Raw genomic sequence first — 14,602 nt, forward strand, 5'->3', positions numbered from 1 at the left:
AAAGTTTTTTAGAAAGAGAATAAATTTTTATCATGAAAACCAATTATTTCAATTTTTCTCTTTAACAAGTGGATAATTTTCATCTGAATGTAAAAAAACAAAACCGTTGAGTAACATTTTAATCAAAAAAAGCCTATTGCATGAGGGAATGATATTCTTCGAAATAATTTTAGTTAAAAATTCTTATAAATAAAAAATACGACATCCAGGTCGTCTTGCGTCTATTGAACTATCGGGACATCTCTTTAATGAAGCCATTTTTTATACATAAATTTAGGGTTTCTCTTAAAACAAATTTGTTAACTGAATCTTATTGTAGATGAACAACTTGACAATGTTCAGGTTGAATCCTAGGCTCAAATTGAAACTGGTAAGAGGAGTTCATTATGTTAACTGATCAATCTAACGAATATTTTAACATCAATATTGATAATGGAGTCGCTCATTTGCAACTCAGTCGTCCCGAAAAGGCCAATAGTTTGGCGCTTGGGTTCTGGAAAAGATTTCCTGAGGCAATAGAGCAACTCAGTCGTTCAGGTGAAGTGCGGGCAATGGTGATCTCTGCACAGGGAAACACATTTTGTGGCGGGCTTGATCTGCAAATTTTTGCCTCTAGCAAAGAGGCTAATACAGCTAATCCTAATGAGCGGGAAGCGATGCAGTTCAGCTTATTGCAAATGCAAGAGACAATAAACGTATTAGAACGTGCCCGCTTCCCTGTTATTGCCGCAGTACAAGGCGCCTGTCTTGGTGCCGGTTTTGACTTAATTGCTGCCTGCGATTTTTGTTTTGCTGCTGAAAATGCGAAGTTTCGTATAGAGGAAACCAATATCGGTATGATGGCTGACTTAGGTATTCTTCAACGTTTGCAACATTTGATCCCTGGGGGAATGGCCCGCTATCTTGCCCTTACTGGGGATACGTTGAGTGCGGCTCAGGCTCATGATTTGGGGCTGGTGGTAAAGGTGTTCCCTTCCACGGAGACATTAATTGAAGGCGCTCTCGCGACTGCCCGGCGTATTGCTGATCGGTCTCCTATTGCCATTAACGGGGTTAAACGCGCTATGCTTTACAGCCGTGATCATGGTGTCTATGAATCATTGCAGCAAATAGCACTTTTGCAAGCTTCGATTTTTAGTCGTCAGGATATTCTGTGCTCAATTCAAGCGAAAGCGACTGGAACAAACAGTGAGTTCCAAAACTTAAGTGAAGTCGGTAAAATTTTTGATGAGCCATGATTGAGGCAAAGATATTGATGATATGTAAAGTAGATTCTTCGCAAATGGTGATGTAGTGCTGGGAAATATCATCATTGTTGAAGGTTAAGCCATTTTCTGGCCGCGAGAGAACAGAGAATGGCATTATTATTAATTAGTATATAAGTGGATGGAATAATTTGATCTATACCCGTTATCTTTCAAGTTGCCTCTTTGTTGGCTGCACTCGCTCGCCCCAGTCACATAGTTATCTATGCTCCTGGGGATTCGTTCACTTGCCGCCTCGCTGCAACTCGAAATCTATTAGGTATATATGATGAATATATTAAGGTATTTTATTTTCTGCGAATAGACGACTTATGGTTAGGCTGTGAATCTCTGTAATAAATCACAATAATTATATATTAATAATGTTTCTGTTTTATAGAATTATGATTAATGGTTGGATTGTGAAAGTAGTTGTTTAATATGAATTTATTAATAGCGTTTTATTGAATAGGGAAGTATGAAAAGAGCTATCTTTTAGGCGTGGATTAATCTATTGGCATTTTCATCAATTGAGCTTTTTGCATGTTATTACATGAATATGAATACCAATAGAATCGAGGGATAATCTATGTTTGTGGCTAGCCAGATGGATAGGGAAGCAAGGCAGAGCTCATGTCAATGATAAAGACATATTGAACAAAGGAAATAATCAAAGTGTAAAATTATATTTTAAATTTATTGATATTTAATGAATAGTCATAGAATTCTCTTTGTGTAAATTATTTTTTAAATGATTAAAAAATCTTATTGCTTTATATGTGTTAATGATGCTTATTGTTTCCGAAATATATGTATGTATTATGTCTGATTGTTAAGTTTATTCTAAATTTATAATTTAAAAATCAGAATTAAAATAAATATGTGAGTATGATAATTGGGAAAATAATTTAATATTGCATTAAATTAGCAGAAAAAAATCATATATACCCTATGGATTTCAAGATGCATCGCGACGGCAAGAGAGCGAATCTTCGGGAACATAGAGAACTATGTGACCGGGGTGAGTGAGTGCAGCCAACAAAGAGGCAATTTGAAAGATGACGGGTATATTCAATATTCTGAAACACCGTCATATATACGGTGTTTCAGGAATAAAGCAATCTATTAAATTAAAGTACGTGAACAGACGAAGTGTTGGTAGTACCGCTTGGAACTAGAGCGCCAGAAACCATAACCACGATTTCACCTTTTTCCGCCAGGCCACTTGCTAGCGCGGCTTCTTTACCAATGCGGTAGAAATCGTCGGTAGAGGCGATTTCTTTAACAATTTGGGTAGAAACTCCCTTAACAAGCAGTAATTGGCGAGCAGTCACTTCATTAGTGGTTAATGCCAAAATAGGGGAGCCAGGGAAATACTTACGAATGGATTTGGCAGATTTACCGCCATAAGTTGCGACCACAATCAGAGGGGCTTCCAGTTTTTCTGCTGTTTCAACGGCGCCACGACACACCGCTTCGGTCACGCGCAGGTTACGGCAATTGACGGCTTCAATACGGCTTGGCATGACGCGGTCTGTACGCTCACAAATCGTTGCCATGATAGTCACTGCTTCTATTGGATATTTACCTTTTGCACTTTCACCGGAAAGCATAACCGCATCAGTACCATCCAGAATAGCGTTGGCGACGTCACCGGCTTCAGCACGGGTAGGACGCGGGTTTTTAATCATGGAGTCGAGCATTTGAGTGGCAGTGATGACAACTTTGCGAGCGATGTTACATTTTTGAATCATCATTTTCTGGGCGAAGATCACTTCTTCTACCGGGATTTCAACGCCTAAATCACCACGGGCAACCATGATCCCGTCAGATACTTCCAGAATTTCATCAAAATTGTTCAGACCTTCCTGATTTTCAATCTTAGAGATGATTTGGATATTTTCACCGCCGTGCGCTTTCAGGTGTTCACGGATTTCCAAAACATCGGAGCGTTTGCGGATAAAAGAAGCGGCGACGAAATCAACACCTTGTTGGCAGCCAAAGATCAAATCTTGTTTATCTTTTTCCGCCAATGCAGGCAGGCTGATAGAAATACCTGGCAGATTAACACCTTTATTTTCACCGAGGTCGCCATTGTTTAAAACTTGGCAAATGACCTCTGACTTAGTGACTTCCTTAACTGTCATGCCGATCAAGCCGTCGTCAACTAGCACGGTATTACCGGGAGCCAGATCAGCCGGGAAACCACTGTAAGTGACAGCAACACGGTCTTTATTGCCGATAACAGAAGTGTCAGTGGTAAAAGTGAAGGTCTGACCTGCGGTTAGAGAGACATCGTTACCGCCTTCCAGCTTCATAGTTCGGATTTCAGGACCTTTAGTATCCAGTAAAATAGCGGCTTGTTTACCTGTCTTAGTCATAACTGAACGGATATTTTGAATACGCTGGCCGTGCTCTTCATAGTCTCCGTGTGAAAAGTTGAGGCGCATAACATTCATACCGGCATTCAACAGTTCGGCGAGTTTTTCTTCGGATTCTGTTTTTGGCCCGATAGTACAAACAATTTTGGTTTTTTTCATGACAATCTATCTACAGGTTTTAATTGGATAAAATAGTGAACCGCTAGCTTTATGGTTTGCGCAGATACCATGTGGCGTTGAACGTTGCGCAACATCATTAAGGACAGGGCGGGGAAGACTTGCAGTGCTTTTCGTGTGAGGTTAGGCACATGGAGTTATGCGAGCTTATATACCGGTTATCTTTCAAGTTGCCTCTTTGTTGGCTGCACTCGCTCACCCCGGTCACATAGTTCTCTATGCTCTCGGGGATTCTCTCCCTTGCCGCCGCGGTGCATCTTGAAATCCATAGGGTATACATACGATTAATCTGTAACTTTTCAGTGTTCGGCAAACCTAATGAGCTGAAACCATTCAACTATAAATTGCGCCGCATTATAGAGACTTATTTCTGTGAAATGAATCGAAAAATGATTATATGAATTAATTATAACGATAAACTGCAAAAATGATGCAGATCTTAACAGAGAAGAGTTATAGCTCATTGCGTAAGCTGTTCGTTAACGGGCAATAGCGCATTTCGGTGTGGGAGGCAAATTGGATATAGCTAAAGGATGATAAAGATAAGAAGAGTCATTTGTAGACTTGGTGCGTCCGAGTGGACTCGAACCACCGACCCCCACCATGTCAAGGTGGTGCTCTAACCAACTGAGCTACGGACGCACTGATAATTAAGTATGTCATCGACCAAACAATTGGTGCGTCCGAGTGGACTCGAACCACCGACCCCCACCATGTCAAGGTGGTGCTCTAACCAACTGAGCTACGGACGCAATCTAAATTGCATTGGTGACAACGGGGACGAATATTAACGGCGAGTTAGCCTTCTGGCAAGGGGAATAATACAAATTATTGCTCAACTGTTCGTATTTGCATCTATATACAGTGAGCTTGTCGTTTATTCCACCAATTAAGTATTCGTCTCCGGCTTTATGGAAAATAGATCAGCGAGTTGAGCGTTGTAAAATCATCTCGTCTGGTTGTTTTTGTGCCCACAAAATGCGGTAAAAGATCATTACCGCTGATGCGGTCAGGCCAATAATAAAGCCGATCCAGAACCCTTGTGGTCCCATTGCGGGTACAACATAGTCGGTTAATCCCAGAATGTAACCGCTTGGTAACCCTAGAACCCAGTAAGCGATAAAAGTGATATAGAAGATAGAACGTGTGTCTTTATATCCACGTAAAACACCACACCCTACAATCTGTATGGCATCAGATAGTTGGTAAAGAGCGGCAAGCAGCATCAAATGTGAGGCCATAGTGATAACTTCAGGATTGTCGTTATACATCAAGGCGATCGGTTCTCGCAGAATGATAGTAAAGGTTGCGGTTAAACAAGCAAATATTAAACCTACTGCAATACCGGTATAGGCTGATATCCGGGCATTCTCGGTAGACTTTTGTCCTAAGTTGTAGCTCACGCGGATAGTGGTTGCTGCGGCTAACGATATTGGGAACATATACATTAATGAACCAAAATTTTGTGCAATTTGGTGCCCTGCGACAGCAGTAACGCCTAAAGGAGAGATCAGCAGTGCTACTATGGCAAATAGGGTAATTTCGAAAAACATTGCCATTGCAATAGGAAAACCGAGAGCTGAAATGCGTTTCAGAATATGCCATTCCGGCGCCGCAAAGCGATGTTTAGGGCGGATATCTCTTTGTGATGACGCGTGCTTCACATACCAATGCATTAGTAGGAACATAACCCAGTAAACGCTGGCGGTAGCAACACCACAACCAACACCACCCAAAGCGGGCGCGCCGAATTTACCGTAAATGAATACGTAGTTAACCGGAATATTAATCAATAATCCTAAAAAACTAATCACCATACCTGGTTTGGTTTTCGATAAACCTTCACATTGATTACGTAGCACCTGATAAAACAGAAAACCCGGCGCACCCCACATGATTGCGTGGATAAATCCAACGGCTTTTTCTGCTAAAAGCGGATCGATATTATGTTGGCTATCAATCAGGAATTTGCTGTTGTATAAAATAGCAATAGTGATAATAGAGATGAAAATCGCCAGCCAAAATCCTTGCTGGGTTTGATTAGCAATGAGATTCCTGCGACCAGAACCGTTCATTTGCGCAATAATGGGTGTTAAAGCTAATAGTAAGCCGTAACCGAATAGGATAACCGGCAGCCAGATCGAGGTGCCAACGGCAACCGCGGACATATCTGTTGCACTGACGCTACCTGCCATAACGGTATCCACAACCCCCATTGCAGTTTGTGAGAATTGGGCAAGAATGACGGGGATACCTAAAGCGAGCAAACTACGCGTTTCTTTTAAATACCTCTGCACGCATTACACCTTTTTGAAAGTAGAAAATATTAAGAAAAACTCCTGTATATAAGAAACGATTTTCGAAAAATCAATCGCTTACTAACTGGGGTATTGTATCTATTTGATACTATATTACAACAATAATGCTGAGTTTATATTCAAATGATCAGGTGGTATTTATCAATGACAACTTGATATAAACTAATTAATAATTATACACAGTCATTAAGAGGTTCTTCTATGTTTACGGGCATCGTTCAGGGAAAGGCACCCTTGGTTGCTATTGATGAAAAAAGCAATTTTCGGACTCATGTTGTTAAATTTCCGGCTGAATTATTGCCAGGTATCGAAACAGGGGCGTCGGTTGCCAATAACGGTTGTTGTCTGACGGTAACCAAAATAGAAGGCGATGAGATCAGTTTTGACTTAATGAAAGAGACGCTGCGCCTGACTAATCTTGGCGATTTACAGCCGGGGGATTATGTGAATCTGGAGCGGGCCGCGAAATTTGGTGATGAAATTGGCGGCCATTTGATGTCCGGTCATATCATCACGGTTGCTGAGATAGTTAAAATTTTCACTTCAGAAAATAATCATCAAATATGGTTCCGTATTCATGATAAGCAATTGATGAAATATATCCTACATAAAGGATTTATCGGCATCGACGGGATTAGTCTGACAATTGGCGATGTGGTTAATAATCGTTTTTGCGTTCACCTTATTCCCGAAACATTGGAACGTACAACATTAGGTAAAAAGCGCCTTGGTCAGAGAGTTAATATTGAGATTGATTCACAGACTCAAGCGATTGTTGATACTGTGGAGCGTGTGCTTGCTCAGAAAGAGCAGGAACGGGTTGTCTCTCAGCAACCAGAGATATTTATGGAAGAATAATCAATAAATTGAGGAGCGTCAGGAAGACTCTGCTTGCCGTTTTCGGACAGAATTGACTGCGTGTTAAAAGGAGCATTGAACCCATTGATGCTCCTTTTTGTGATTTGCATTGCAGTGTTTTGTATATTGTGTTAACTAATATAATTAACGTTGTTATTATTGTGTTAATGCGCTTTCTTGTAAAGTGCAGACCAATCCCTACGGTGATATTTTTTAGAGGTTACTTTAATGGAAAACCCGATTGAGTTAGATGAATGGCTCGAAGAACCTACACACGATGATGCTGTTGAAATGATGAATGCACAAGCTGTCGTACCTTTTGGTACCGCACTTTGGCCTTAATGGCTTTTTATAATTAAGGTCTCTTATTAATATGTAAGTAAGGGGAGTTTCCCCTTACTTAAAAATAAACAGGATTATCCTCATGGATAAAAGTCTTGAAAATATGTATCGCTGTTTATCACGTCATCCTGCAATTTCAGATAAAGTAAGAAATAATGAATGTATAAAAATATTTATCGGATCTGATACCGAGCATAGCGATATTGCGCAAAAGATGCATGTGTATAAAAAGAATTTTGATGTGAAATCTGATTTCGCTTTGCTAGAAGAAACATCAGCAGACGACGTAAAACAAAAAATATCCGATTGTGATTTGTTTGTTTTTCTTTATGCATCATCAACGTTAAAGAATGCATCTCCACAAGGGCCAGAATATCTAACTAAGATAAGAAGCTTTATTACTGAATCATGGAAGAAATCTGTATTGTTTAAAGATTATGGTCCGCATTTTATTGAAGCATTCAGTGAGCCGCCAGCATCAATAACGGAAAGGAATAAGAAACTTATTGAATTATCAAGTCGATCACAGAAGATTCAATATACAGATAATAAAGGGAACTCGATTATAGGTTATTTAGAAAAGGACCATAAATGGACTTCCATTGATGGCAGTGGAAATATTGATGTTATTCCTGGGGAAATAGCAAGCCATATAAAGAACCTTAACGGTAGTATTAGCTTTAGTGGCACCTTTTTGAGTACCGCTCCCTTTGCTATAAAGTATGGGATTGTCAATGATATGATGACTATAAATATAAAAGAGGGTGAAATTATTGGGTTTGGTTGTGAGAATGATGAATTTAGTCGAGATTTTAATTTATATCTAAACCATAATCATGGAAATAGAATTGTTGAAGAGTTCGGTATTGGTACTAACACCGGAGTGAAAGCGCTTTATGGCAGAAATGCCGGTTTTGAAGAACGGCATCCTGGCTTGCATCTTGGTTTAGGTGGTGGTGTAAAAGGGAGTCATCATTTAGATTTGATATTTTCTGGTGGAAAAATAGCATTTGATCAAACAGTTTTCTTTGATAATGGTTATGTGGGTAATTTCCGTTAGTGAGAAACAGAGGAATCTTTTTAAGATTATAATAGGAACTTACCTTTTAATATTTAGAGTTAAAAATGGATATGTTTGTTGTATTGACTAAAAGCTACAGTGAGAACCTGTAGCTTTTGGTTAATTATCGGGCCACCCGTAACCCGCCTTCAATACCTTTTAGACTGAATACGACTTGCCATAATTGGATATCGCGAGCACGAAATGCACCCGCACAGGCATTCAGATAATAGCTAAACATGCGTTTAAATGTTGGACTATAGTTATCTTCTATTTCAGGCCAACTGGCAATAAATCTTTCATACCAAGCCATCAATGTGCGATCATAATCTGCGCCAAAGTTATGCCAATCTTCCATAACAAAACAGCTTTTGCTGGTGTGGGCTATTTGTTCAATCGAAGGCAGACAGCCATTAGGAAAAATATATTTGTTGATCCACGGGTCAGCACTGGTTTTAGCTTTGTTGGAACCGATAGTATGGAGCAGGAATAAGCCATCAGGTTTCAAGTTTCTTTGAACAACGTCGAAGTAAGTCGCATAATTTTTAGGTCCAACGTGTTCAAACATACCGACAGAAACAATTCTATCGAACTGTTCATGTAAATCCCGATAGTCTGTCAGAATGATCTTTACAGCCAGATTTGTACATTGTTCCTGCGCATATTTCTGTTGTTCGGCTGAAACAGTTATACCGGTTACGGAAACACCATAATTTTTAGCAGCATAAGCCGATAGCCCGCCCCAACCACAACCAATATCCAGCAGAGTCATGCCGGGAGAAAGTTCCAATTTCTCGCAGATGAGTTTCAACTTATCAAGCTGAGCTTGTTCCAGTGTTTTAGCTTGTTTCCAGTATCCGCAGGAATATTGCATATAAGCGTCAAGCATACGGGTGAAAAGATCATTTCCTAAATCATAATGTTGATGACCGACAATCCATGACCGTTTTGGCGTTTGCAGATTACGTAAGCGGGTTACTGCGATTCTCATTGTATCTTTGAGATTATTGGGCATTTGATTTTCTAATCCAGCGCGTAAAACGCGATAAAAGAAAATATCTAACCGCTCGCAATCCCACCAGCCATCCATGTAACTTTCACCTAACCCTATCGAACCTTGTTGTAAAACTCTTTTATAGAAATTAGGGTTTTTTATCTGGATATCATAAGGGTTGTGACCATTAATTTGAATCCCTGCTTTTTCTAGCATCTCATTGGCAATTCTCTGCCAGGAGTTAATGGCTGTTTTCGGGTTTTCAATACAGGATGAACTCATATACTCTCCAACGTTAGGGTGATGGAATATTGAGGAGCTCGTTTTACTGCCTATATCCCAATAGGGCTATTTTATTTGCCATTTTGAACCTGGGCAGTGCTCAAAATCCTCACGTACTACGTGTACGCTCCGGTTTTTCCGCGCTGTCCGTGTTCAAACTGTCCGCAACAATTACGCCTATTGGGATAGGCAATTAGCTAACAAAGCAGGATGCGAAGACGCAAAATGCAAAAAATAACAAAGAATCAAAGTAAAAAATCTTAAAGATGACTAATCCATGAGTTTAATGGGGGCAGTCATTGCTCCTGAAAACCTCAAATTCCAGGTGATTTATAATAAAGAGCTTTATTGAGTATAAGGGCGTAAAATTGTTTCATCAATTAATAAATAAAGGCTGAAATTAATTGATAATTAGCAGCCTTTATTGAGATAACAATTTGATTAATATTAGGAATTCTGTTCGACTGTTTGAATGCGGCGATTAGCGTTTTTTTTCCACTGTATAAAATATCCTAATGCCATTGGAACAACGGTAGCAACCATGACAGTAGTTGTGGAGATAAGTGGATTGCTGATAAATGCCGATACGATCAGGCTGGCAATGAAACAGAGCCCTAATTGAAGCGTATTTTGTAATGCCGTGGCTTTTCCGCTGTCTTGTGGATAAGCGGATAAAGCATTTGCTACTGCAATTGGGTATGATGCGCCATTCATCGCGGCCATAAAGCAGAAAGGCACCAGAATAGTGAATAGCGTTGGCTCGCTAAATTTTGCAATCAAATAGAGCGCAATCATGCTGACAGCGTAGCCAATTAACAGATAAGGGAAAATAATTTCACTTTTTATTTTGGCCAAAATACTGCGGCATCCATAACCTCCAACGATAAAGGCCAGCGTTTGAGGGACATAACTCAAACCGATGTCATTTGGAGTATATCCCATTTCACCAAGAATCGACGGTGAGCCGGTTAACCAGGCAAAAAAGCCGGCGCTACATGATGCGAATATTAGAACATTGCCACTAAATAGTGGTGATTTTAATAGCGTAAGGAAAGAGGCACTATTTGTTTGCATTTGAGTTTCACGGTTTTTGCGATTTTCTTGCAAGAACAGAGTAAAAAACAACAGTAATAATGTAATTGTCAGTAAGACTAGGAAAATGGTGCGCCAGCCGCCATGTTGCAACAGCCAGGCCCCTACCAAAGGCGCCAGGGCAGGGGAGAGCGCAACCAGGGGCATAATCGTTGCAAAAACACGTTTGGTACGATTGGAATCGTAACGATCAATAACTAATGCTTGCCATGAGACAGCGGCTGAACAAACACCTATGGCTTGGATAAAACGCAAAACTAAAAGTTGGGTGGAGTCTGTTACCCACATCATACCCAGACAGCCAATGGAAAACAGGGATAACCCGGTGATGATAATCGGCTTTCTGCCAAAGCGATCTGAAAGAGGCCCCCACAAAAGTTGCGCAAAGGCGAAACCGGCAAGAAAGATACTTAGGCTGGCACTAATTGCGTTTGCCGATGTACCTAATTCTTGTTGCATAGCACCGAATGCTGGCAGATACATATCAATAGCCAGATAACCTAGCATACTCAAGCCTGCAAGATAGAACATAAACTGACTTGAGTTTTTCATTTGATTACTCTCTTTGAATGTCATGATTGAAATAATTTGCAGTGATGGGTAGATAACAATATTGACACATATTCTATATGTCGTGATTTTTACTTGTGAAATGGTAATATTTGCATAGTGCTGTGAAAAAAATTGAAAGGTAAAATTATGTGGTCGGAATATTCACTTGAAGTCGTGGATGCGGTTGCCAGAACAGGCAGTTTTAGTGCCGCTGCATCGGAGCTGCACCGTGTCCCTTCTGCGATCAGTTATACCGTAAGACAATTGGAAGAGTGGCTTGCTGTTTCGTTGTTTGAGCGTCGTCATCGGGATGTGGAATTAACTGAGGCAGGCGCTATTTTTATCAAGGAAGCTCGCTCTGTTATCAAAAAAATGATTAACACTCGTCACCAGTGTCAACAAATTGCCAATGGCTGGAGAGGGCAATTTAGTATTGCTATTGATCGGGTTGTCAAACCGGAACGTAGTCGTCAGCTTATTCTTAATTTCTATCACCATTTTCCTGATATAGAGCTTTTTGTTCATCAGGAGGTGTTTAATGGTGTATGGGACGCGCTGGTGGATAGTCGAGTTGATGTTGCAATTGGTGCAACCCGGGTAGCTCCAGTCGGGGAAAGGTATAGTTTCCGAGATATGGGGTTTATGCCCTGGCTATGTGTTGTTAGCGCAGGTCATGCGCTGACTCAGTCGCCGGGTCCGCTATCTGATGACCAAATGCGGCCTTATCCCAGTTTGTGCCTTGAAGATACATCCCGTAATTTACCGAAGCGTGACACTTGGAATCTGGATAATCAGCGCAGGCTAGTGGTTCCTGATTGGGAGTCTGGTCTGTCTTGCTTGAATGAGGGGTTATGTGTGGGAATGGTGCCTAAGCATAGGGCAATGCCGCTTATTCGGCAGAAGAAACTAGCCGTGCTGGAATTGGAACAGCCTTTACCAGACAGTCCATGTTGTTTGGCATGGGTACAAAACAGCCATTCTCCAGCATTAAGTTGGCTGCTTGACTATCTTGGCGATAGTGAAACACTTAATGCTGAATGGCTTCAGGATGAATAGAGCGGATTAACGACGATAATCGATAAATGGGCCATCTACGACAGAGCGTCGTTCAACCAGGCGAGGATGTACTTCAATAGTTTGCGCATCTTCACGTTTGTTGATTATTCTGTCCAGTAACATAGAAAATGCCATTTGCCCCAGTCGTTCTTTTGGCTGATGAATGGTGGTCAATGCCGGAGAGAAATAACGAGCGTTGCGTATATTGTCATAGCCGATGATAGAAATATCCTGTGGGACGCGTAATCCTAATTCATCGGCAGCACAAATAGCCCCCATAGCCATAACATCTCCGCCGCAGAAAACCGCAGTCGGACGCTGTTTTTGATTCAGGATTTGATGCATAGCTTTATAGCCCGATTCTGGCTCAAAATCCCCTTGAATAATCCACTCTTCTCTAATCGGAATGTTGGCTTCTTTTAACGCCTTCAAGAATCCTTGATGGCGGCCGCCGCCGGTATTTCGTGCCAGAGGGCCGGGGATCGCGCCAATGTCACGATGACCGCGCTCGATAAGATAACGACCAGCCAGATAACCGCCGTGTAATGCGTTATCAATAATCGTATCGGTGAAATCACTTCTGACTTGTCCCCAATCCATGACGACCATTGGAATATTGCGATAATCTTCTAACATTCCCAACAACTGTTCCGGGTATTCTGAACACATAATCAGCAGTCCATCTACACGTTTTTGCGCCAGCATGGCGAGATAAGCTTTCTGTTTATCAATGTTATTGTGTGAGTTACATAAAATCAGCGTATAGCCTTTGCTATAACAACTGTTTTCAACGGCCTCAATGACTTCAGCAAAATAGGGGGCTTCACTGGACGTTGCCAGTAATCCGATCGATTTTGTGTGGTTAACTTTCAGACTGCGAGCTACAGCACTGGGTGAATAATTCAGAGCCTTAATAGCAGCCCAAACGGCAGCTTTAGTATCTTCAGCGACGAAGCGGGTTTTATTAATAACATGGGATACGGTAGTGGTTGAGACGCCAGCGTGCTTAGCCACATCTTTGATCGTTGCCATGAGGTGAAAGACTCCTGACCTTTTGGTCTAAATTTAAAACGTTTTGTTAATCGCTTACCAGCCCTTTTACACAGGCACTGGTAATAAGTTAGCGATAAATCCTGGATTTTGTCTGATCTGGCTCAAAAGTGAAAGCAATAATCAGTGTTATAAAATGTATGGTAATCGCTATTTATGCTTTTCCTTGTGTAAGGGCAATTAACCATCTCAATAGATTGGTATTTGTCGTTATAAACTTTTCATTCTGAGGAGGCTCTATGAATACCGATTTGAAGCTTGGTTTATTTACTGCTGTCAGCACGTTGGTGATGATTGCCATTTTTGCCGCTCTTTGCTTGATCTTTGCCTGATGTTTTGAACTGATTAGATGATTTAAAAATTGGGCTTTACGTTAAAGGAAATTGGGCAGATAGTCTCAGTGGTTTATCTGCCCTTTGCCTTTGAGTGTTAAAACAGTTTAAGTATTAAAACAAATAGTAATGAATTAATCTGATGGTTGTTAAGCCAGATTTTCTGTAACAAATTCCCAGTTAATTAACGCCCAGAAATTTGCTAGTGGTAGTTGCTTGACGTATTCACGATAGCCGGACTGCTATCTGTTTTCCTAGCCCGCGAAGCCTAGTCCAGCACTAAAATCTTCCACCGTTGTATCGGTAAATTTCTGGTTATCCTAACAACTTCTACGATAAATAACAGTGAGAATGATGTCATCTGCGCCAGGATAAGAAAAGATCAGGATACATCTTAGTGAGAGAAAATGGTATTCTCCGTAATATTGTGACGATGTTGGTTATCAACATAGTGTTGGTTTAAAGGAAATAAAAATGACGACTATTGATAAGATTGAACGCCAAATTAAAGAAAACCCAATTTTATTGTATATGAAGGGTTCTCCTAAATTGCCAAATTGTGGATTTTCTGCTCAGGCTGTTCAGGCTTTGTCTGCATGTGGTGAACGTTTTGCTTACGTAGATATTTTGCAAAATCCAGATATTCGTGCAGAATTGCCAAAATATGCTAATTGGCCAACCTTTCCTCAGCTTTGGGTGGAAGGTGAGTTGATAGGTGGATGCGATATTATCATTGAAATGTATCAGCGTGGTGAGTTACAAACATTAATCAAAGAAACTGCTGATAAATATCGTTCTCAGGCCGAAGACGCGACAGAGTAATTTTTTAATTACTTAACACCCTATGGATTTCAAGATGCATCG

The 14,602-nt window shown here is 40.7% G+C and carries 10 protein-coding genes and 2 tRNA genes; 5 read left to right on the forward strand and 7 right to left on the reverse strand.

Going from position 1 to position 14,602, the window contains the following annotated elements:
- The first annotated feature begins 386 nt into the window (after positions 1–386).
- Positions 387–1,238 carry an enoyl-CoA hydratase-related protein gene (locus OO184_RS00355; protein WP_265377500.1) on the forward strand — a complete coding sequence of 284 codons (852 nt, stop codon included), beginning with the start codon at positions 387–389 and terminating at the stop codon, positions 1,236–1,238.
- A 1,136-nt stretch (positions 1,239–2,374) separates the two neighbouring features.
- Here the strand turns inward: OO184_RS00355 and pykF are convergent.
- The 4 genes from pykF to OO184_RS00375 form a co-directional block, all read right to left on the reverse strand.
- Entirely contained in the window at positions 2,375–3,784 is a 1,410-nt protein-coding gene (pykF, locus tag OO184_RS00360) for a pyruvate kinase PykF (RefSeq protein WP_265377501.1), read from the reverse strand.
- 583 nt (positions 3,785–4,367) lie between these two features.
- Positions 4,368–4,444: transfer RNA gene (locus tag OO184_RS00365), tRNA-Val, on the reverse strand.
- A gap of 33 nt (positions 4,445–4,477) precedes the next feature.
- Positions 4,478–4,554: transfer RNA gene (locus OO184_RS00370), tRNA-Val, on the reverse strand.
- A gap of 171 nt (positions 4,555–4,725) precedes the next feature.
- A complete protein-coding gene (locus OO184_RS00375) occupies positions 4,726–6,099 on the reverse strand; it encodes an MATE family efflux transporter (RefSeq protein ID WP_265377502.1) in 1,374 nt (457 codons plus the stop codon).
- Positions 6,100–6,321: 222 nt separating this feature from the next.
- Between OO184_RS00375 and OO184_RS00380 the strand changes: the two genes are divergently transcribed.
- Complete coding sequence (locus OO184_RS00380) at positions 6,322–6,978, forward strand: riboflavin synthase subunit alpha (RefSeq protein ID WP_265377503.1); 657 nt, start codon at positions 6,322–6,324, stop codon at positions 6,976–6,978.
- A gap of 424 nt (positions 6,979–7,402) precedes the next feature.
- On the forward strand, positions 7,403–8,380 hold the full coding sequence (locus tag OO184_RS00385; protein ID WP_265377504.1) for a CgnE/CgnB domain-containing protein: 978 nt from the start codon (positions 7,403–7,405) through the stop codon (positions 8,378–8,380).
- 124 nt (positions 8,381–8,504) lie between these two features.
- On the opposite strand, the gene cfa is transcribed toward OO184_RS00385, so the two are convergent.
- Together cfa and punC are read right to left on the reverse strand one after the other, a co-directional pair.
- The gene (cfa, locus tag OO184_RS00390; protein WP_265377505.1) at positions 8,505–9,656 is read right to left on the reverse strand and encodes a cyclopropane fatty acyl phospholipid synthase; all 1,152 of its coding nucleotides are present in this window, start codon (positions 9,654–9,656) and stop codon (positions 8,505–8,507) included.
- 447 nt (positions 9,657–10,103) lie between these two features.
- On the reverse strand, positions 10,104–11,300 hold the full coding sequence (gene punC, locus OO184_RS00395; protein ID WP_265377506.1) for a purine nucleoside transporter PunC: 1,197 nt from the start codon (positions 11,298–11,300) through the stop codon (positions 10,104–10,106).
- Between the two features lie 147 nt (positions 11,301–11,447).
- Here punC and punR point away from each other — a divergent pair, with 147 nt between their 5' ends.
- Positions 11,448–12,356: a DNA-binding transcriptional activator PunR gene (punR, locus tag OO184_RS00400; RefSeq protein ID WP_265377507.1), complete on the forward strand. Its 909-nt coding sequence runs from the start codon at positions 11,448–11,450 to the stop codon at positions 12,354–12,356.
- A gap of 6 nt (positions 12,357–12,362) precedes the next feature.
- Here the strand turns inward: punR and purR are convergent, their stop codons facing one another.
- Entirely contained in the window at positions 12,363–13,388 is a 1,026-nt protein-coding gene (gene purR / locus OO184_RS00405) for an HTH-type transcriptional repressor PurR (protein WP_049581318.1), read from the reverse strand.
- Positions 13,389–14,212: 824 nt separating this feature from the next.
- On the opposite strand from purR, the gene OO184_RS00410 reads away from it, so the two are divergent.
- Positions 14,213–14,560: a Grx4 family monothiol glutaredoxin gene (locus tag OO184_RS00410; protein ID WP_265377508.1), complete on the forward strand. Its 348-nt coding sequence runs from the start codon at positions 14,213–14,215 to the stop codon at positions 14,558–14,560.
- The last annotated feature ends 42 nt before the right edge of the window (positions 14,561–14,602 follow it).

The organism is Photorhabdus aballayi (assembly GCF_026153155.1).
Lineage (GTDB): Bacteria > Pseudomonadota > Gammaproteobacteria > Enterobacterales > Enterobacteriaceae > Photorhabdus > Photorhabdus luminescens.

Excerpts from the sequence above, each read along its gene's own strand:
- OO184_RS00355 (WP_265377500.1), top strand. The coding sequence starts at position 387 with ATGTTAACTGATCAATCTAACGAATATTTTAACATCAATATTGATAAT.
- pykF (WP_265377501.1), bottom strand. The coding sequence starts at position 3,784 with ATGAAAAAAACCAAAATTGTTTGTACTATCGGGCCAAAAACAGAATCC.
- OO184_RS00380 (WP_265377503.1), top strand. The coding sequence starts at position 6,322 with ATGTTTACGGGCATCGTTCAGGGAAAGGCACCCTTGGTTGCTATTGAT.
- OO184_RS00385 (WP_265377504.1), top strand. The coding sequence starts at position 7,403 with ATGGATAAAAGTCTTGAAAATATGTATCGCTGTTTATCACGTCATCCT.
- cfa (WP_265377505.1), bottom strand. The coding sequence starts at position 9,656 with ATGAGTTCATCCTGTATTGAAAACCCGAAAACAGCCATTAACTCCTGG.
- punC (WP_265377506.1), bottom strand. The coding sequence starts at position 11,300 with ATGAAAAACTCAAGTCAGTTTATGTTCTATCTTGCAGGCTTGAGTATG.
- punR (WP_265377507.1), top strand. The coding sequence starts at position 11,448 with ATGTGGTCGGAATATTCACTTGAAGTCGTGGATGCGGTTGCCAGAACA.
- purR (WP_049581318.1), bottom strand. The coding sequence starts at position 13,388 with ATGGCAACGATCAAAGATGTGGCTAAGCACGCTGGCGTCTCAACCACT.
- OO184_RS00410 (WP_265377508.1), top strand. The coding sequence starts at position 14,213 with ATGACGACTATTGATAAGATTGAACGCCAAATTAAAGAAAACCCAATT.